The sequence below is a fragment of the Arachidicoccus rhizosphaerae genome, from assembly GCF_900107765.1.
Taxonomy (GTDB): domain Bacteria; phylum Bacteroidota; class Bacteroidia; order Chitinophagales; family Chitinophagaceae; genus Arachidicoccus; species Arachidicoccus rhizosphaerae.
Genome location: NZ_FNQY01000010.1, coordinates 33,872 through 55,698 on the forward strand (window position 1 = coordinate 33,872; position 21,827 = coordinate 55,698).

13 protein-coding genes are annotated in these 21,827 nt (G+C 44.9%); all 13 read left to right on the plus strand.

Annotation, left to right across the window (positions count from 1 at the left end):
- Window positions 1–68: 68 nt before the first annotated feature.
- The 13 genes from BLU80_RS09930 to BLU80_RS09995 all read left to right on the plus strand — a co-directional run bounded on the left by BLU80_RS09930 (window position 69) and on the right by BLU80_RS09995 (window position 21,800).
- Window positions 69–1,085 carry a DHH family phosphoesterase gene (locus BLU80_RS09930; RefSeq protein WP_091397449.1) on the plus strand — a complete coding sequence of 339 codons (1,017 nt, stop codon included), beginning with the start codon at window positions 69–71 and terminating at the stop codon, window positions 1,083–1,085.
- Between the two features lie 41 nt (window positions 1,086–1,126).
- The gene (locus BLU80_RS09935) at window positions 1,127–2,071 is read left to right on the plus strand and encodes an FKBP-type peptidyl-prolyl cis-trans isomerase (protein ID WP_091397452.1); all 945 of its coding nucleotides are present in this window, start codon (window positions 1,127–1,129) and stop codon (window positions 2,069–2,071) included.
- A 497-nt stretch (window positions 2,072–2,568) separates the two neighbouring features.
- Window positions 2,569–5,496 (plus strand): two-component regulator propeller domain-containing protein, encoded by a 2,928-nt coding sequence (locus tag BLU80_RS09940; RefSeq protein WP_139188124.1) that lies wholly within the window; start codon window positions 2,569–2,571, stop codon window positions 5,494–5,496.
- A gap of 821 nt (window positions 5,497–6,317) precedes the next feature.
- Window positions 6,318–9,377, plus strand: a complete 3,060-nt coding sequence (locus BLU80_RS09945; protein ID WP_211481807.1) for a SusC/RagA family TonB-linked outer membrane protein — start codon at window positions 6,318–6,320, stop codon at window positions 9,375–9,377.
- Between the two features lie 25 nt (window positions 9,378–9,402).
- Window positions 9,403–10,929: a RagB/SusD family nutrient uptake outer membrane protein gene (locus BLU80_RS09950; RefSeq protein ID WP_091397458.1), complete on the plus strand. Its 1,527-nt coding sequence runs from the start codon at window positions 9,403–9,405 to the stop codon at window positions 10,927–10,929.
- Window positions 10,930–11,089: 160 nt separating this feature from the next.
- The gene (locus BLU80_RS09955; RefSeq protein WP_091397462.1) at window positions 11,090–12,691 is read left to right on the plus strand and encodes a glucoamylase family protein; all 1,602 of its coding nucleotides are present in this window, start codon (window positions 11,090–11,092) and stop codon (window positions 12,689–12,691) included.
- A 272-nt stretch (window positions 12,692–12,963) separates the two neighbouring features.
- Entirely contained in the window at window positions 12,964–14,076 is a 1,113-nt protein-coding gene (locus BLU80_RS09965) for an RNA-guided endonuclease InsQ/TnpB family protein (protein WP_091397468.1), read from the plus strand.
- A gap of 129 nt (window positions 14,077–14,205) precedes the next feature.
- Window positions 14,206–16,593: a beta-glucosidase BglX gene (gene bglX / locus BLU80_RS09970; RefSeq protein ID WP_091397471.1), complete on the plus strand. Its 2,388-nt coding sequence runs from the start codon at window positions 14,206–14,208 to the stop codon at window positions 16,591–16,593.
- Window positions 16,594–16,965: 372 nt separating this feature from the next.
- Entirely contained in the window at window positions 16,966–18,075 is a 1,110-nt protein-coding gene (gene recF / locus BLU80_RS09975) for a DNA replication/repair protein RecF (protein WP_091397474.1), read from the plus strand.
- Between the two features lie 159 nt (window positions 18,076–18,234).
- Window positions 18,235–19,578 carry an adenosylhomocysteinase gene (gene ahcY / locus BLU80_RS09980; RefSeq protein ID WP_091397477.1) on the plus strand — a complete coding sequence of 448 codons (1,344 nt, stop codon included), beginning with the start codon at window positions 18,235–18,237 and terminating at the stop codon, window positions 19,576–19,578.
- 109 nt (window positions 19,579–19,687) lie between these two features.
- A complete protein-coding gene (locus tag BLU80_RS09985) occupies window positions 19,688–20,089 on the plus strand; it encodes an ArsC/Spx/MgsR family protein (protein ID WP_091397480.1) in 402 nt (133 codons plus the stop codon).
- Between the two features lie 216 nt (window positions 20,090–20,305).
- A complete protein-coding gene (nusB, locus tag BLU80_RS09990; RefSeq protein ID WP_091397483.1) occupies window positions 20,306–21,238 on the plus strand; it encodes a transcription antitermination factor NusB in 933 nt (310 codons plus the stop codon).
- A 121-nt stretch (window positions 21,239–21,359) separates the two neighbouring features.
- Complete coding sequence (locus tag BLU80_RS09995; protein WP_091397486.1) at window positions 21,360–21,800, plus strand: DUF1573 domain-containing protein; 441 nt, start codon at window positions 21,360–21,362, stop codon at window positions 21,798–21,800.
- Window positions 21,801–21,827 lie beyond the last annotated feature (27 nt).

A 21,827-nucleotide genomic window follows, 5' to 3' on the forward strand; every position in this document is an offset into this window, starting at 1 on the left:
AAAGCGGTCTGAACCGCCAGATCTCCAAACCGGGCATTTTTGACAGTTAATAATTAGATCATTCATTCATGAAAGCAATTTCCGAGTTCTATACCCTTTTAAACGAGACAAAAAAGCCTAAAAAAGTCATGATTACCATGCATCAGAAGCCCGACGGCGACGCAATGGGATCTACACTGGCCTTATATCATTTTTTAATAAAGCTGGGTCATCATGTCCAGGTCATCTCTCCCACTAACTGGGCACCCTTTTTGGACTGGCTTCCCGGAGCAGAACAGGTCTGGGACTATGAAAAAACCAAGTTATTCTCTGATGCAACCATCAAAGCTGCCGATTGGATATTTTGTCTGGATTTCAATGTATTATATAGAACAAAATCCATGGAACCTGCCATCAGCCAGGCAGGCGCTGTAAAAATATTAATAGATCACCATGAACAGCCCCAGGTAGCTGCTTTTGATTATGGCATTAGTATTCCGGAAAAAAGCTCCACCTGTGAGATGGTGTATGATTTTATTGTAGGCAGTGGTCATCATGACAAGATAGATCCTCTTCTGGCCAGTTGTATTTACACAGGTCTTATGACCGATACCGGCTCTTTCAGATTCCCCTCCACCACTGCTTCCGTTCATGCAGTAATTGCCGATTTAAAAAATCTGGGACTGGATCACAGTAAGGTTCATGAACATATTTATGACTCAAACAGCGAAGAACGACTTAGATTTTTGGGCCATAGTCTGCTCAAACGCATGGAGGTCCTCTATGAGTACAATACCGCCATTATGACGATTCCAAAAGCGGATTTGCTGACTTTTCATACGAAAACAGGTGATACTGAGGGCCTGGTGAACTATTTGCTTTCCATTGATGGCATCAAGTTCGGAGCCATCGTCATTGACCGGGATGAGGAACGAAAATGGTCCTTCCGCAGTAAAGGTGATTTTGACGTCAATCAGTTCGCCCGACAACATTTCAATGGCGGAGGCCATAAAAATGCGGCCGGCGGTAATACTCCCGACTCCCTTACTGAAACTGTCCAAAAATTTAAAAAGGTTTTATTAGATTATAAGTCCGCTTTAAGTTAATATTGCGAATCCAAATATTAAAAGAACGTATAATTTTAAAAATGAAAAAACTAATTTTTGCCTGTTCTGCCGCTGCAATACTGGGTCTGGCTGCTTGTAATGTCAATTACAAGACCACCCCTTCTGGCATGAAATATAAAATCCTTTCAGGCAAGGTAATAGGGGCCGACACCATGGGTGTACAGGCTGCACCAGGCGATATCATTAAATTCAAATTCAAATTCACCATTCCGGAACTGGGAGACACTGTATGGCGCAACGCCTATGACATGATGCCGCAATACACCAAGGTCGATACATCAGCCAGGGTAAAAATGACTTTCCTGGAAATTTTCCCTCAGTTAAAATCCGGAGACAGCGCAGAAGTGGTTATCAGCGTGGATTCTATTATCAAACAAGGTGGTCCTAACCAGGGTTTGCCTCCGTTTATGACCAAGGGTCGCCATGTCAAAGCAATCGTCAGCATCCTGAATGTCTTCAAAGATGAGGCCAGCGCTCAAAAAGATGTCACCAAAGAAAGAACCAAACAACAGGCTGTTTCTGAGGAAAAACTTAAAAAAGCCACGGCAGATTTAGATAAATACATCAAAGACAAGGGCTTAAAAGCCACGAAGACTAAAAGCGGTGCTTATGTCGTCATTGACGAACCTGGTGATATCAGCAAAAAAGCAGATTCCGGAATGACAGCTACCATCAAATACACCGGCAGTCTGCTCTCTAGTGGTAAACCATTTGATTCTAATATCGATTCTACCATTGCCGGACACACCGAACCATTGCCTATTGCCATCGGACAGCACCGTTCTATCCAGGGTATGGACGAAGGGTTGCGTTTATTTGGTAAAGGAGCAAAAGGCACGATCTATATTCCTGCTGAATTAGGTTACGGAGACAGAGATCAGGGCGATAAAATCCCTGCTTTCAGCAACCTTAAATTTGACATACAGGTGTTGGATGTTACGCCTTCAGACAGTGCAAAAAAATAAGAAAACGTCTGTAAAAAAACAGGTTTTATTGCGCTCAATATAAAATCTGCATATCAGCATTGGCCGGCCGGGTAAGCTTTATTCAAGCGTTACAGGCCGGCCAATTTTATTTTAATTCCAAATAAATAAGGTAGCCCGGCGGTTCTCTGCTCCCGCCAACCTTTCGGGTACTCCTTAAATAATATGGCAGGAATGCTTATATTTGATAAACAACAATTTTATAACTATTAAAGTCTACATTTTTAATGAGCCATTTGCCAATCCTTTCAATAGAATAAAAATGGTAAATTGGCAAATGCTACAACAGTCCAACAACGGCAAAAAAACTTCCGGTTCCAAAATCAAATAACACGGTTCATCATTTTACCTATGTCCCTATGCAGGCAGACACAAACAGAAATATAATTTCCTTTTTTAAGACGGACTTAATTTGCCTGCTTCCTTCCTCAGGTTTAAAAAATTCTTACAGGCACCGCCCCGTTAATTTGCGCAAGACGATGGCATATGTACCCCTAACGGTTTTTCTTTTTATTATACGCTTGCTCTGCCAGGTGCCGGTTCAGGCGCAGACAATGAATATCCGGCCGGAGATCATTAATTACACCAATAGTCAGTACCAGGCGGAGAGTCAGAACTGGTCTATCACTCAGTCAGAAGATGACCTGCTCTTTTTTGCCAACAACCAGGGATTGTTAAGTTATGACGGTGCGAGCTGGCACCTATATCCGCTGCCCGAGAATCAAATTGTTAGATCGGTTGCCAGCGATGGAAAGGGCAGAATTTACGCTGGCGGTTTTGGCGTATTCGGTTATTATCAGAAAAAAGATTTTGGGGGTTATCAGTTTCATAACTTAAGCCAACTGGTTCGGGATTCAATGTTTGGCGCGGAAGAAATCTGGAAGATTATACCAGAGAACAATTTTGTTTTGTTTCAGTCTTTTTCCAGAATCCATTTATTACATGGCGGCACCGTAAAAACCCTGGTAGCACCGGGTACTATTTTATATACCTACCCAGTCAGAGATCAATTCTATGTACAGGTTCTGGGAAAGGGTCTATTTAGAATCAATGAATCAGAAAAATTAGAACCTGTCAGTAACAAGCCGCAGTTATGCCATGGCCGCATTACCATGATGCTTCCCTATGGTACCCGGGAACTATTGATTGGTACGGAAAAAGACGGCCTTTTGCGTTTTGATCCGCTGAGTGGCCAGATTACCGCTTTCCCTACAGCTATAGATCAAGAGTTAAAGCTGGCGGAGATCAATAACGGCGTCAAATTAGCGGATAATCTCTATGCAATTGGCACCATCGGACAGGGCGTATTTTTCATGGATGCACAGGGACAGTTATTGGCCGGCGTCAATAAAAAAACAGGTTTGCAGAACAATACGATCCTGGGTATGTACCCCGATAAAGAAGGCAATGTATGGCTTGCCATGGATAAAGGAATTGCCCAGCTTATTTTAAAATCCAATGTTGCCTATTATAAAGACCAGGAAGGAACAATAGGCACCGTCTATGCGGTAGCCATTTACCGGCATACCCTATATGTCGGATCCAATCATGGCCTTTACCAGGCCCCTTATAATCAGATGGCGCATTTTGAGCTAACGGATTTAAAAGAAGTACCGGGGATAACCGGTCAGGTCTGGGATCTAAAAATAATCGATTCAACCCTATTTTGTGGCAATAATACCGGCACCTACCGGATCAATCAGACCGGCATAGAAAAAATATCCAGTCTTTCCGGCGGCTGGGATCTGGAACCGCTAATAGACCCCAAAACGGGAAAAATCAAAAAACTCCTGCAAGGCACTTATAACGGGATTGCCGTATATGAGAAAAATAAGGCTGGCTGGAAGTTCTCCCACCTGCTTAAAGGGACCAAGAATATGGCTGTCAGCCGGGTCAGAATAGCTTCAGACGGACGTATTTGGGCCATGCACGCTTATAAGGGCATCTATTTATTAAGTGCAGACAGCGGCTATCAGCAGGTTCAAAATATGGTACAGCTTCCTTTAAAAAATCCGGGACCTACGACGCTGGGCTGGTGTCTGTTCCGAACCGGAGATCAGGTCAGATTATCTGGCAGGACCGGTATTTATAAGTGGGATAATGCCAGTAACCAACTTGTGCGAGACAAAGAGCTGGAGGCTTACCTGGAACCCTACGACAATCCCAGGGCTATTTTTACAGACGAAGTGGGAGCCCGAGCGGTAACTTCCCCCTCGCCAAAAAAAACGGCCTATTGGGTACTGGACAAAGACAAACAGCTTCACTATAAAAATCCGGATGGCGAATGGACTCATTTTGCTTTAAATAGTCATTTATTCAACCTGGTAACCGGATTTGAAAATATTGTATCGATAAACCCCCTGGCTAGCCTATTGACAGGCGAAGACGGTTTTGTAATACTGCATAAAACAGAAAGGACACTGCCGGTAAATCTTCCCAGCCCCAGTTTCAGACAAATCAGTCTGATTAAAGAAGGTAAAGATATCAGCCTTCCGGGCTCATTTGTTCAATCTGATGGAACGCTGCGTCTTCCCTACCGGAGTAACAATTTAAAAATCAGTTATTCTCTGGCGGCATATGACCAGCCTGCCGCCTATAGCTACCGTTTGCTGGGTAGTCCTGAGGACCGGTGGAGTGCTTATAGCTTTCCTGGAGAAAAAGAACTCAATAACCTGAGCTCCGGCAATTATAAGTTTCAGGTAAAAAGCAATCTGTCTGATAAAATAGCGACCCTTGAAATCCAGGTCCTGAACCCCTGGTATTTTTCTATTGTAGCCAGAATTCTGTACCTGTTGTTGTTGCTTATATTGATACTTGTACTCTGGCGTATACATCAACACCGGCTGAAATTACAGCGGCAGACGATGACCCTTAAAATGAGGGAAGCGTTGCAGCTACAAAGAGAAAAAAATGCCAACCAGCTGCTGGTCCTGGAACAGCAAAAGCTTAAAGGGGAAGTGCTGCATAAAAGTGAAGACCTTGCGAAACTGGCCATGGAGTTAATTAAAAAGAAAAAAGCCCTTAAACGTTTTAAGGAAGAGCTGGATCAGATGAAAACGCAACACAATTCTGTATCAGATACCCTCCCCATTGACAGCCGGCTGCAAAAGCTATCCAAGTCACTGAATAAATATATCCAGGATGAAGAAAGTGACTGGCAGTTATTTGACAATGGATTTAGTAAAGTACATGAAGCCTTTTTTGAAAAACTGGTCCAGTCCTATCCAGATCTGACCAGTCAGGATTTAAGGCTCGCTGCTTACCTTAAAATGAATTTGTCGACCAAGGAAATCGCTCCTTTGTTAAATATCTCCGTGCGGGGCGTAGAGATAAAACGCTACCGGCTTCGTAAAAAATTGCGCCTCGGTCCTCAGGACAACCTAAGTGATTTTATGTTGCGCATATAAGCTGTGATAAAGCCACCCAACCTGGTATAAAATAGCCTGCCCATATGAACAGCGGACTCCAACTATTGCAGGTCTGCTGATGTTCCTTGTACTGAAACGACCCCGGTTTACCAGAGGTGATAAGGTTGATTTGACCATCCCAAAAACGATAAGCACCCATATTGTTTGCCGTTTCCACTCCCGTTCCCGGACATTTTCTCAGCCCTAAACAGCCATTTTGACCAATATTTTCTTTGCATAAGCGGGGCCATTGAATTAGCGAACAGAGCTAAAGCACCTTTTCCAAAAATTAATGCAAGTCTAACTGCCGCCCAAAAAATGTTAAACAATATCTAACTAGCTTAAAAAGCGGCGTCTACATCAAAAATCAAAGCCAGCTCCAGACAATCCCTACACAAACAATTGTTATTTTAATCAAAAATCACAATAATTTTATATCGTATTATAAATCAATTATTTATAATTATACACAATCCAATATGATGTATTTATGATGTGGTAAATACATTCAAAATTTTAATTTTCCACCGAATTGATGTAGTCTAGATGTGTTAAAGAATTTTAAACGACAGCGCTTTTGCTGTTAAATTTGAGCCAGCATCAAGCAGGAGTATATGGTTTCTGTATGACGCAGCTCCAGCAGTTAACCCTACTTTAAACTGATCAAACCTGAGATGATAACCTGATCACTAAATGAGCACCGACCCCCTTTTTAGCATCAAAAAAATACATTATTTACCCAATCCATATTAATTAAATTTTATACCTATCGAACTCCTACTCAAATACTATCAACCTCAGCAAATCAAAAAATGCACATTATGAATATGAAAAAGAACCCCAGGTCAGTCCAGGTCATACCACCTTCAGGTGCAAGAGACGGCCATAAAATCGCAGCTCCGGCCCTAGTGACAACTATGGCCAGGCTAAAAACAACCATCCTGATTATTGTTGGCTTTATGGCATTTCCTTCCTTTATGATGGCACAACAAATTTATACGGGTCAGGTCAAAGACTCTTTAACCGGTGCTCCCATTCAAAGCGCTTCGGTTACACTACTTAGTTCAGGCAAAGGTGCGATCAGTGATTCGGCCGGACAATTCTCCATTCAGGCAAGTCCCGGAGAGAAATTATCCGTTTCTTCCATCGGCTATGTGGGAACGACCGTTACACTAGCCTCTAATACGAATCTTTCCATTGTATTACACAGTGCGGCCGGCACCCTGGATGAGGTGGTCATTATCGGTTATGGTTCAGCCAGAAGAAGCCAGGTGGTGGGTTCGGTGGCGCAGGTAGACGGCAAAGACATTGCCGCCAGGCCGGTTCTTTCGGCAGCCCAGGGAATCCAGGGCAAGGTTCCAGGCGTCCAGATTACCGCCTCCGGTGCACCTGGTTCGCAGCCTGAAGTCAGGGTTCGGGGAGTAGGCTCCGTGCTGGGTGACGCGAATCCGATTTTTGTAGTAGATGGCGTGATTACCTCAGATATTACCAATATCAATAACAATGATATCGCCTCCGTCCAGGTTTTAAAGGACGCCTCCGCTCAGGCCATATATGGTAGCAGGGCGGGTAACGGTGTGGTTATCATTACGACAAAAAGTGGCAAGTCGGGTAAGATGCAAATACATTTAAACACTTATACAGGGTTTAAAACGCCTACCTCTACGGTTAAGATGGCAGATGCCAGAACTTACGCCGCTTTCACCAATGCGGCCAGAGCATATGACAATGTCGATCCTGCTTTTGACCTGGATACGCTTAGCGCCACCACTAACTGGTTCGATGAGGTGACACATAAAGGAATCATCCAGAACTATGATCTGAATATCAGTGGCGGTTCTGAAAAAGTAACCTATTACTTTGGAGGTTCCGTTTTTAAAGACCAGGGCATTATCCCGGGTGAAGATTATACAAGAGCTGCCTTCAGAATCAATAACACCTACCAGCTGGCACCCTTTTTAAAACTGGGTAACAATTTAAATGTAAGTGTTTACAATATGAATAACAAACCCACCGAGTTTGACGATGCTTACCGGATGGCTCCCACCGTCCCTGTCCGCTTTGATGATGGCAGTTACGGATATACCAGCCTTTTAAGTGTAGCCAACCCAGTGGCTAAGCTAGATCTGACGCATGATAAGGGCGATCAGTTACGCCTGCAAGGCAATGTCTTTGCGGAACTCAAACCGGTAAACGGACTTACCCTACGTAGCAGTTACAATTTTGATTATCACAACAACAACCAGAAGGTCTATACACCGGTATACTTTATCTGGTCCGGTCAGAAAAATGATATTTCCAGTTTAAGCCAAAGCAACAACAACAGTTTTTATTATATTATAGATAATAACGCTACCTATAATAAAACTTTCGGGCTACATGAGATCAATGCCACTTTAGGATATTCGTCCGAAAAGAACAGGGATAAAAGCTGGTCCGGCTCCATTCAGAATGTGCCGGCTGATCCCAATTTGTGGTATCTGGATCAGGGAGATAACAATGCAGACGTAGGAAGCTCAGGAGCCATCCTGACCAGGGCTTCTGCTTATAGCCGTCTGATCTATACCTATGACAGGCGTTATATTTTCAACGGATCACTGCGTAGAGACGGATCGAGCTCCTTCCCTACGGATAACCAGTACGGTACCTTCTACTCCATCGGGGGCGCCTGGGTGATTTCGGAGGAAAAGTTCATGAAAAATCAAACCCTTTTTAATTCTTTAAAACTCAGGGCGGGTTATGGTAAAGTAGGTAATGATATTACCATCTCCAACCTGAGGATTTTAAACGAAATCTCTTTGCAGAGTAAATATTACGGGTTTGGTGGCAGCAATACCGCTGCGCAACAGGCATGGACCTTTGACCAGATCAAAGACGCTGCCGTCAGCTGGGAAACCACCAAAGGCACCGATCTGGGTCTGGAGTTTGCCTTACTCAAAAATAAACTCTCCGGAGATATAAGCTATTATAATAAACTCACCCATGCCTATATTCCTGTTACCGTTCCTACCACTTTCGGAGACCAGGATAAGATTGTTTATTCTCAGGCGGCAGATGTTCGAAACAAAGGTGTCGAATTTGAACTGAACTGGCAAGATCATACCAGTAAAGATTTTAGCTACCACCTGGGTTTTAATATGACCTTTAACACCAACGTAGTGGATCATGTAGACGGGACTTTGCAACTTAAAGGCGGTAGCCTGGGTAATGGAGAGATCGTAACCTATACCGTTCCCGGACAACCTATCGGCAGCTTCTGGGTCTATCAGACAGATGGTATTTATAAAAGCCAGGATGAGATTGACAATAGCGCTCATATACAAGGTGCACAGCCCGGCGATTTTCGGTATGTGGACCAGAACGGAGATGATTTGATTAACGACAAAGACCGCATCTTTGCCGGCTCCTACCAGCCTAAGTTTTATTATGGCATCAATGGCGGATTTGCCTTCAAAGGACTGGATTTCTCCTTCGACCTGTATGGCAATGCCGGCAATAAAATCTATAACGGTAAGAAAGCCGTTCGTTTCGGAAATGATGAAATTGAGGCCGCAAGGGTGGATGATATGTGGAGTACAGATAATCCAAACGGGACACAACCCAGAGCTTCTAATGCCATCCCTAAACCTTCCACCTATTATGTGGAATCGGGCAATTTCTTGAGAGTCAATAATGTTACACTGGGCTATACATTTAGCAATACGCAAAAATGGCATATCCAGTCGCTCAGGGTTTTCGCCAGTGCGGAAAACCCGCTTATCTGGAAAAAATACAGTGGCTATACGCCGGAACTGCCCGGCAATGCCCTTAGTTCTGGTATAGAACTGAGTATCTATCCGGTCACCGCCACCTATATGTTCGGCGTTAATGTTGGCTTCTAAACGATCCACCTAAAAAAATATGATCATGAAAAAATCGATAAATATCCTTTTAATAACAGCATCCGCGCTGTTGTTTTACTGCAGCTGTTCCAAATCTTATCTTAACCCCACACCGCAAAATACGGTTCAGCAAAATGATTCCATTTATACCGACCCGGCAGGAGCTGCCAAATTTCTGGCAGCCTGCTATACCAACCTTTTACAATGGAACGAATCTTCATTTTCCTGGCTGGGTCTAACGTCCATCACCTCCGATGATGCCGATAAGGGCAGCGACCCTGGTGACCTGGGTGGCGATAAAGACCAGATGGATGCACTGACTTATAGCGCCACCACAGGCAGCGTGGCAGAGGGTTGGACAGGTAACTACAACGGCGTTTCCAACTGTAATCAGGCCATATTAAACATCGGTCTTTATACCCAGCTGGACGCCGGCCTTAAAAACCGCTATATTGCAGAAGCCAAGTTTTTAAGGGCTTATTATTATTTTAACCTGGTACGTATGTTCGGGGATGTCCCATTAATCGACACGGTGCTGAACTCTGAAAACCCCGATGATGTCACAAAAGCAGCAACCCGGGTTCCTGAAGCCGATATCTATGCTTTTATTGAAAAGGATCTAAAGGAAGCCATGAGCGTATTGCCCACCAATGACAATCAGGCCGCAGCGGATGTAGGACACGCCACCAAGGGAGCCGCAGCAGGACTGCTGGCTAAAGTGTCTTTATATGAGAAAAATTATCAGCAGGCCTATGATCTGAGCAGCGGCATCATGCAGGGCAGTTATGGCACATATGGCCTGGTGGATGATTACAGTACCATCTGGCGGGAAATCGGAGAAAACTCCAAAGAGTCTTTGTTTGAAGTCCAAAGTAAAATCGGCGTTCCTGACGCTGCCGTACAGCAATATACCGCCGTACAAGGTATCAGAGCCGGTAGCTTTAAAAGAATAACAGAGGCCGGCACGGTCAGTGTCAGCGCCTATTCCGGCTGGGGCTTTAATGTTCCGAGCCAGGATTTAGACAACGCCTATGAAGCAGGGGATAAAAGAAAAAAAGCGACCATCATTCATATAGGCGACACACTATTTGACGGGGTAATCCTGGTATCCGCCGCGAACCCACGCTATAATTACAAAGCCTACGTCAGTGTTTTCGATGAAAGTTATGATGGAGACGGAGATAATACCAATAAAAATATCCGACTGCTCAGAATGGGAGATATTGTGCTCATTAATGCAGAAGCGGCCAACGAGCTGGGCAATACGGCAACGGCTGTCAGCTCCCTGAACCTTATTCGCCACAGAGCCGGCCTGGGTAATACGACGGCCAGCGGTCAGCAGGGACTCAGGACAGCCATCTGGAAAGAAAGAAGGGTTGAACTTGCAATGGAATGTGACCGCTTCTTTGATCTGATCCGTACCGGTCAGGCAGCCACGGTATTTAGTGCTTTAGGAAAAACGTTCACTACGGGTAAAAATGAACATTTCCCGGTTCCGCAGGTGGAAATTGATGCCACAGAAGGCGTGACGACCCAAAATCCGGGCTACTAAAAGGCGGCATTACATTAATAGCGTACTCATACTGGAAGACAGCCTTTTTTTGTCTTCCAGTAAAACGCTTTTATAAAAACGTTTTTATATAGATGCGTTCATTTTGTTTTCTTAATATATCTATCTACCATTCATTTTTCATTCCTCTATACAGTCTATCATGCAACCTATTCAATCCTATTCCATTCAGACAAGTACAAATACCCTCAGCACGGCTGAAAACATAGGGATAAAGCCCGGAAAAGATAAAGTTTCAGCTCCCTTGCACTCTTTTTTAAAGGGAATTCTTTTTACATTACCTGCCAGCAAATCCCGGTACCATTTCTGGCTCAGCCTTTGTTTACTGTTTTCATTTCCATTGGTGTTCTCAGCCTGCCGCCAGTCCCCGGACAGCAGTCTGAAAACCGGCACTTCGGACACAACAGCCGGTATAGACACGGCAGCAGGCGCCCCCCTGCCCTACCTTTCAGACAGTGCGCTTTTCACCCTGATTCAGCAGCGCAGTTTTCAGTATTTTTATGACGGGGCGGAATTAGAAAGCAAAATGGCCCCCGAGCGGATACATATGGATGGAGATTATCCTGAACATGACCAGAGCGTGGTCACCACCGGTGGCAGCGGTTTCGGGATCATGGCCCTTATAGTCGGAATGGACAGAGGATTTATTACCAGAGCAGCAGGCGTACAAAGACTCACGGCCATCGTCAGCTTTTTAGAAAAAGCCGACCGTTATCACGGAGCCTATTCGCATTGGTATGAGGGCACAACAGGTAAGACAAAGCCTTTTGGGACCAAAGACGACGGCGGCGACCTGGTTGAAACTTCCTTTCTGATGCAGGGACTGATTACAGCCAGACAATACCTGCAAGGGGGCAGCAGCGAGGAAAAAGCGCTGGCTGCCAGAATAGACCAGCTTTGGCGCGGGGTCGATTACCACTGGTATACGAAGGGCGGAGAAAAAGTCCTTTACTGGCATTGGAGCCCTGATTATGGCTGGGAAATGAATTTTCCGGTTCACGGATATAATGAGTGTCTGATTATGTATATACTGGGAGCCAGCTCTCCTACACACCCGGTTGATAAAACGACCTATGATGAAGGCTGGGCCATGAATGGTAAAATAAAAAGAGCCAGCAGCTATAAAGGCATCGATTTGCAATTTTTTCACCAGGGGGATCTGCCAAATGGCGGTCCCTTGTTTTGGAGCGAATACTCCTATCTGGGGCTGGACCCCAGAGGCCTGATAGACGCCTATGGCAACTACGGCCAGGAAAACATCAACCAGACCTTAATTAATTATCAGTGGTGTGTGGACAATCCGAAGGGTTTTAAAGGCTATGGACCCGGTTGCTGGGGACTTACTGCCGGATATTCCACAGCCGGATATGCGGCGCATGCGCCTAGTATGCAAAGCGACCTGGGGGTGATCTCTCCTACGGCAGCCCTCAGCAGCTTTGCCTATACGCCCAGGCAGTCCATGGCCGCACTCCGGTATTTTTATGATAGCCTGGGCAGTAAATTGCTGGGAAAATATGGATTTTATGACGGATTCAGCCAGGCAGACAACTGGTTTCCCAAACGGTATCTGGCCATCGATCAGGGCCCTATTGTAGTAATGATGGAAAATTACCGTTCTCAGTTGCTCTGGCGTCTGTTTGTGAGTGCACCGGAGGTCAGAGCAGGTCTTAAAAAGCTCGGCTTTACCCTTGGCGCCGCAGCTGCCGGCATAAAAAGTCAGCTTCCTTCCCCTTCCTTGAATTAAAAAAATAAGTAAAACTCCCGATTTTTATGAAACTTTGAAGGGTAAACCCAATTAAGGAGACCACTCCGTCATCTTTAAACACTCATTAAAAACAGCAACGAGCGGTAACTGACGTAAAAATAATACCCCGCCATTATACTTCATTTTCTGATTCATTGGTAGAAACCACCGCCTTTCAGGCGGAGTCTCAAAATTAAACAATTTATTATTTTTATTAAATAATACTAACATGATAGGATTTATAAACTATTTATATTAGCTTTGTATCAGGAATGACTATTACAGCTAAGATAAAATTGGTTCCTTCGAACAGGCAGATATCTCTTCTAATGGAAACATTAGAAGGGATGAATAACGCTTGCAATCATGTGTCAGCGTTGGCTCATAGTCATCAGGTTTTTGACAAGCTGAGGGTACATCACCTGTCTTACTATGAATTACGACGGCTTTTTAGCTTAAAATCGCAAATGGCTATTCGCTGTATAGGCAAAGTCGTGGATAGCTACAAAGTGAGGGCTAAGCAATCGAAGGGTAACATAGACACCGCTCGCCGTTTCAGGTTAAAGGGCGCCGTACCCTTTGACTGTCGTATGTTAACCTTTGACATGGAAAAGCAGAGACTTAGTATCCTCACTTTAGAGGGAAGAGAAGAAATATCCTTTAAAGTAGGGGAAAGTGGCAGAGTGGCCTTACAACACCAAAAGGGTGAATGTGACCTTTTTTTTAGCCGAGGAGCATTCTTCCTGAATGTCTGTTGCCAGGTGCCTGTAGAAGAAAAAATAAAATGCGAAGATGTAATTGGAGTTGATCTGGGAATTTGTCAGCTGGCAACCACCAGTGATGGCAGGTCCTTTGATGGAAAAGAAATTCAAACAGTACACCAAAGAAACCAGGCCGCCAGGGACGGCCTACAAAAAAAAGGAACGAGGGCGGCGAAAAGAAAACTCAAGAAAAGATCAGGCCGCGAGAAAAGATTCAAAAAAAATGAGAACCACAGGATAAGTAAGATAATTGTGGAACAAGCAAAACGCACCGGTAGGGGCATTGCCTTAGAGGATTTATCAGGCATACGTAATCGGCAAAGGGTTTCTAAAAAGCTTCGTTCCCGGTTTTCCGGATGGTCTTTCAACCAATTAAGAGCATTCATCAGCTACAAGGCTGAGATAGCTGGAGTACCGGTATTTTTAGTACCACCAGCGTACACTTCGCAACGCTGTAATGAATGCGATCATATTGAAAGACGAAACCGGAAAACTCAAAATGAATTTCAGTGTATGAAGTGTGGTCACACAGACCATGCGGACTTTAATGCCGCAAAAAACATTAAACTATTGGGCTGTCGTCAATCAGCCTCTGGTCGCGTTGTCGGATTTATCCGACAGTAGTGGCAAGCCATCGCCTTTGAGGCGATGGTATATTGACTGTCAAAAATCAAGTAACTGTCACAAAAACAGGATGCCTCCTGTTTTGCCAGTAAACTTTATTATTTCAAACTAATTATTAAAGTATCATTTATGATTATTCCACAAAAACCCTTTACTCCTACACTGCGTTTTTGTACCCGTAAGAGATTGCTTCGAAAAGCAGTCCCCGTTTTTATTGTTGCGACCTTGCTCGCTTCGCTAGGGACCGGAGCAGCGCAGGCGCAACAAAACAGTACTCATTCCACATCCCTTACTGCCGGACAGGCCGATAAAAAGGCTTTTATTGATCAGTTAATGGCTAAGATGACGCTGGAAGAAAAACTGGGTCAGCTTAACCTGCCAAGCGCCGGTGATTTTACCACCGGTGAGGCAAAGAGTTCAAATATTGCCGCCAGCATCCGGGAAGGCAAAGTCGGCGGATTGTTTAACATCAAGGGGGAGGCCAAAATAAAAGCCGTCCAGGATATTGCCGTAAAAGAAAGCCGCCTGCATATCCCCATGATATTCGGGATGGATGTTATCCATGGCTATGAAACCGTTTTCCCGATTCCGCTGGCCCTTTCCACCAGCTGGGACACCGCACTGATAAAAAAAACGGCCCAGGCGGCAGCCAGGGAAGCCTCGGCAGACGGTATAAACTGGACCTTCAGCCCCATGGTGGATATCTCAAGAGATCCCAGATGGGGCCGGGTTTCTGAGGGAAATGGAGAAGACCCTTTTTTAGGCAGCCAGATTGCTAAAGCAATGGTAGCCGGATATCAGGGCAATTTATCCTCCAACCAAAACATCCTGGCCTGTGTCAAACATTTTGCGTTATATGGCGCTATTGAAGCAGGCAGGGAATACAATACGGTCGATATGAGTCATCTGCAGATGTACAACGATTATTTCCCCCCTTATAAGGCTGCCGTTGATGCCGGGGCCGCTTCGGTCATGGCCAGTTTCAACCTGGTGGACGGCATCCCGGCCTCCGGCAACCGCTGGCTCTTAACGGATGTACTAAGGAATCAGTGGGGCTTTAAAGGATTTGTTGTCAGCGATTATACAGGTGTTCCCGAAATGACGGCCCATGGGATAGGGGATTATCAGCAGGTATCCGCCCTGGCACTAAGAGCCGGCCTTGACATGGATATGGTTGGTGAAGGATTTTTAAAAACGCTGGCTACATCCTTGGATGAATCCAAGATCACCCAGGCAGAAATTGACCAGGCCTGCAGAAGAATCCTGGAAGCTAAATATGACCTGGGGTTATTTAAAGATCCCTATAAATACTGCGATGCTGACCGGGCTAAGACTGAAGTCTTTACGGATTCCAATAAAGCCTTTGCGAAAAAAGCGGCTACGGCATCCATGGTGTTACTCAAAAATGAGCGGCAGATACTGCCCCTGAAAAAGACCCAGAAAATAGCCTTGATCGGCCCGCTGGCAGATGCCGCCAATCAGATGAGCGGTACCTGGGCGGTAGCGGCCAACAACAACGGTGTGGAGTCACTGCTCCAGGCCATGAAACTTGCGGTGGCAGACAGCAGCCAGCTGTATTATGCACCGGGCTCCGACTTAACTGCCGACAGTACATTGCAAAATAATGTCACCCTGTTTGGCAAAACGATGCCAAGATATACAAATCGTAAAACGCCCGAGCAACTAATACAAGAAGCACTACTGGCCGCAGACAAGGCGGATATTATCGTGGCCGCCCTGGGTGAAAGCGCTGAGTTCTCAGGTGAGGCATCCAGCAGGTCCCGGATTGGCATTCCGGACGCGCAGCGTCTCCTGTTAAAGGCACTGGTGAAGACAGGAAAGCCTGTCGTGCTGGTTTTATTCAATGGCCGCCCTTTGACGCTTGGCTGGGAAGCTAAAAATGTTACGGCTATACTGGACAGCTGGTTCGGTGGTACGATGGCAGCACCCGCCATAACGGATTTATTATTCGGAAAAGCAAATCCAAGCGCTAAACTGACCATGACTTTTCCTCAGGATGTCGGACAGATCCCGTTATACTATAACCACATGAACACCGGCCGTCCCCTGCCTAAAGGCAAATGGTTTGAAAAGTTTAAATCCAATTACCTGGACGTTTCTAACCTGCCCGTATATCCTTTCGGATATGGGTTGAGCTATACCCAATTCAAATATGGCAAAATGAAGCTTTCTGATACGACCCTGACGGGGAGCCAACACTTAACTGTCACGGTTGCGGTTACCAACAGCGGGGATTATGACGGACAGGAGATCGTCCAGCTTTATATCCGCGACCTGGTAGGCTCAGTGGTTCGTCCCGTTCAGCAATTAAAAGGCTTTCAAAAACTAAGCATTAAAAAGGGACAGACCGTAAATGTACAGTTTACCTTAACGCCGGAAGACTTAAAATTCTATAATAGTGAATTGAACTTTGATTGGGAAGCCGGTGACTTTGACATCATGGTAGGAACCAATAGTGAAAAGGTCCAGTCGGCTACGGTTCACTGGAGTAAATAGGTCGGAACGATCCTTGATCCAAAGGAATATTAAAGACTTTAACCTGAAAACAGCTCCTGGATGACCGGCCTTTTAAATGCCGGTCATCCGGGAGCTGTTTTGCTTTAAACAATCACGGCCCATACAGCCCGGTAAACAGGAAAGAAAACTGGCCCAATATTGCTTTGATTAAGCGATAAGGTCTTGTACTTATTTGCTGTCAGGAATCTAAACAAAGACTATTCATCCCTATTATTTGTTCTGGTTGTCCTTCCAGCTTGTTGTCCAGGCTGTTCTTCCAGGATTTGACACACCATGCACAGTCCCGGGCCTTTAACGACCGGCTACTGCCTCTAAATTTTTTTAGCCCCTATTTTTGGCTAATTTTGCAGGGTGTCAACATTTACCCGTTTATCCTTGATTCAGTTCAGAAACTATACGCAGGCCACCTACCGGTTTGACAAACGGATTGTGGCCATTGCCGGACCTAACGGAAGCGGAAAGACGAACTTACTGGACGCTATCTATTATCTGTGCTTTACGCGCAGTTATTTTAACCGGCCGGATAGCAAAAACGCCCAGCACGGCATGGAAGGTTTCCGGCTCGAATCAAATATACAGGACGGCGCCGGCTCTCCCCATCAAAGTGATATAAGCTGTGTGGTCCGCCCCGGGGGGAAAAAAGAATTTTTATTCGACCAGGTGCCCTATGAACGTTTCTCTGAGCACATCGGCCGTATACCTGCTATCATGATTGCCCCTGATGATGCCATCCTGATCACAGGTGGCAGCGAGGAACGCCGAAAATTTGCCGATCAGGTTTTAAGCCAGACGGATTATGATTATCTGTGCCTGCTGATCCAGTACAACAAGATCTTACAGCAACGCAATGCACTGTTAAAATCCGGACAAACGATTACTCAGATGGAAGGGGTTCTGCAGGTACTGGACCAGCAGCTTAGCCATGTAGCGACCCCTATATTTGAGAAACGAAAGGCCTTTTTTGCCGGCTTTATTCCGGAGGTCATTACTCAATATCAGGCAATAGCCGGCCATGAGACACTGGAAGCCTTACAGCTGGATTTTCAGTCCCAGCTTCTGACATCAACGCTAGCGGAATTGCTTCACAACAGTCAGCAAAGAGATGTAATGCTTCAAAGGACCACCAAAGGCATCCACCGGGATGATCTAAACATCACGCTTGACAACCAGCCCTTTAAAACGCTGGCCAGTCAGGGCCAGCGCAAAAGCCTATTATTTGCACTCAAACTGGCGGCTTATTATTATATAGCCCGTCAGAAAAGCAACCCTCCCGTTTTACTGCTCGACGATGTCTTTGAAAAACTCGACCAGCAAAGGATGCTGAACCTACTAAGTCAGGTGTCCACCCGCATTAAGGGACAGGTTTTTATCACCGATACCCACAGTGAACGGTTAAAAGCGGCCTTTGACCAACTGGCGGAGCCCTATCAACTAATTGAACTGCAGGCGCCTGACGAGTAAAGCGAATATCCACCCTGATACGACCGGTCTCTAAGCGGCTTTACCCCTATTCACAGGTCTTTAAGTTTCTTTTACGGTATATATAGCAGTCAATTCTGGCCCATAACCTAAAAAAACCTTATTTTCGCGCAAATTATATAGATAATCAATAAAAAAACTATGTCAACAGCCGCTAATACGTCTACTGGAATAGAAAAAATAGATTTTAACCTTCCCTATAAAGTGGCAGATATTCATCTGGCCGATTGGGGTCGTAAGGAAATTAAATTAGCCGAAGCCGAAATGCCCGGCCTGATGAGTCTGCGTGAAGAGTATGGTGCCGCCCAGCCTTTAAAAGGTGCGCGCATAGCTGGCTGTCTGCATATGACCATCCAAACCGCCGTGTTAATTGAAACATTAACCGCCCTGGGCGCTGAGGTTCGCTGGAGTTCATGTAATATCTTCTCCACACAGGACCATGCAGCCGCTGCTATCGCAGCCACCGGCGTCCCGGTTTTTGCCTGGAAAGGTGAAACACAACAGGAAGCTGACTGGTGTATAGAACAAACCCTGTTTTTTGGCAGCAAAGACAAGCCTTTAAACATGATTTTAGATGATGGCGGTGATCTGACCAATATTGTACTGGATCAGTATCCTGAACTGGTTGCCGGTATTAAAGGTCTTTCAGAAGAAACCACTACGGGTGTGCACCGCTTATATGAAAGAATGGCCAAAGGTACCCTGCCTATCCCGGCTATTAACGTGAACGACTCTGTCACCAAGAGCAAGTTTGATAATAAATACGGATGCAGAGAGTCACTGGTAGATGCCATCCGCCGTGCAACGGATGTCATGATGGCCGGTAAGGTGGCCGTTGTGGCCGGATATGGCGACGTAGGAAAAGGCTCAGCTGAGTCGCTGCGTGGCGCCGGTGCAAGAGTTATTGTCACTGAAATCGACCCTATTTGTGCGCTGCAGGCCGCAATGGAAGGCTTTGAAGTTAAAAAAATGGTGGACGCCGTATCTGAAGCAGACATCATCGTTACCACTACAGGTTGTAGAGATATCGTGACAGAGCGTGAGTTCCGTCTGATGAAAGACAAAGCCATCGTTTGTAATATCGGGCACTTCGATATTGAAATTGACATGAAATGGCTGAATGATACTTATGGTAATACAAAAAATACCATCAAACCTCAGGTAGACTTATACAATATAGACGGCAAAGAAATCATTGTACTGGCGGAAGGCCGATTGGTTAACCTGGGTTGTGCAACCGGACATCCATCCTTTGTGATGAGTAACTCCTTCACCAACCAGACACTGGCCCAGATCGAGCTTTGGAACCATCCGGAAAACTATGAAAACAAAGTCTATGTCCTGCCCAAGCACCTGGACGAAAAAGTAGCCCGTTTGCATCTTGCTAAAATCGGCGTCACCTTGGATGAACTAAGTGATGCACAGGCAAGTTATTTAGGACTGGCTAAGGAAGGTCCTTATAAACCAGACCATTACCGCTATTAATCATTAATGGCATTGAATAAAAAGGCGTATCCCTTCCAGCATGCTTTGATCGGATACGCCTTTTTAATTATTAATAAAGTCATCTTCCGGCTAAATTTTAAGTAATATCATGGATAGCAATAAGCTGACCCTTATCCATAACCCCAGCTGTTCCAAAAGCAATTGTCTGTATCAGTATCTGCTGGATCAGCAGATACCTTTCACCCTCAGAAACTACCTAACCGATCCGCTGACAGTGGAAGAGCTGACAGAACTGATCCGCAAATTAAAACGAACAGGTATAGCCCCCAGGCAGTTGATTCGGTTAGAAGATGAAACGTTTTCTGAACGCTGCGCTCAGTTGAATCCAATGCACCACCAAGCACCAACGGAGGGTACCGACCTGGTGATTGCAATCCTTAGCGCTGACCCCGAACTTTTACAAAGGCCCGTTTTGGTCACCGAAAACCAGGCCGCCATTGGCCGGCCTTTTGAAGCGGCCCTGGCTTTTTTGGATCAAATAAAAAAGTAATATTCAGCCGAGGCCTTCTGGTTTTCCATGTATTCTCCTAAAGCGTATCTTTTGCTTTTGGCCTAAATTTGCTAAACGATTGCTAAACTGAAGCCGCGGCGGCATAAAAGCGGAGTATTCCGCTGATTTTAGCTACTAAAGCCCTGAAATTAGGTTGTCATATAATAAACTTTAATTACCTTTGCTCCCTCTAAAAAAAGTTCTTATTCCATCCTTATGATCAGCAGAAGAAATATCCGGGTTAAAGTCATGCAGCTTTTATACGCAATCGATGTGATACGACCCGAAAAACCCGCTTTTGCAAGCGGCGATCTTTCCAAAACACTCCTTCAACAAATTAATCAGACCCGGGCGCTGGTAGTGTATTTACTCGATAACTTAGTTCATATTGCGACTTACGCAGAAAAACATGCACGTCAGCTGGCCTCCAAACATATTGTAACAGAAGCCGATCGCAGCTTTAATATTAAACTGGCCGGCAATGAAGTTATCTGGAAAATCAAAGAAGACCTTGATTTTCAAAATGTATTAAGCATTGAAAAAACAGAGAGTCTGATTGATGAGGAAATTATCAAAAAGATATTTCTGGAACTGATCACCACAGCTACCTACAAACAATATATTACAGAGGCCAGCCGGGAGAAAAAAGCTGAATCCGCCATTATCTCCTTTATATTCACCAATTTACTACTCACGCATGAAGGCTTTTTAGGCAAATTGGAAGAATTATACCCTAATTTGGATGATGACGCAGAAATGGCAGAGCAAATGGTCATGCAATACCTGCATAAACCCAGCTCCATGCATGTGGGTGATGCAGCCGCTCCGGACAAATGGCTCTATGCTAAGACTCTGTTAAACACTGTCTTAGATAAAGAAGACTATCTGATGGAATTAATAAAGCCCAAACTCAAAAACTGGGATTCAGACAGAATCGCATTAATTGACATGATTTTACTTAAAATGGGGCTCAGTGAACTTCTTTATTTTGAGACCATCCCAACGAAAGTGACCATCAATGAATACATTGATATTGCTAAAGAATATTCCACACAACAAAGCGGTCAATTTGTCAATGGGATTTTAGATTCTATTCATAAAGAGCTAATTTCGCAAAACAAGATTCAAAAAGTAGACTTCAAAAAATAATAGAAATCAGCCCTAAGTGGTACTTTCTGATGAAACGGCGCTATTTTCTTTGCCGGATTCTAAGGTGATTTCCCTAAATTTGGCTGATTTTTACAAATCCCAATAGCATAAAAATAAGCATATGCGTAAGATAAGCCTGATCGGATTCAGTATGTTATGTCTGGCCTGCGTCACCTTTAGTTGTCAGGATACAAGTGGCAGCAATATCAAAGCTCCGGCCAATGTTGAAACGGATACCGCTAATTTCACCACTATTCAGTGGATTGACTCTCTCAAGGATTTTGGGACAGCGAAAATGGGCGATAAAGTAGAAATCAACTATACCTTTGAAAATACCGGTAAAAAGCCGCTTTTTATAACCCAGGTAAGACCTACCTGCGGTTGCACGGTAGCTGATTATACAAAGACGGCCGTTCTTCCAGGTAAAAAAGGGAGTGTCACTGCTTTATTTGATACCAATCACGGAGCCCCGGGCAGTGTTCGCAAAAGTATTGTGGTCAGTTCCAATACGATAAATGATACGCATTTTGTGTTAGGGTTTACCGGTAAAGTAGAAAAGTAACCCGTCATTGCTACAAGGCAGCTAATA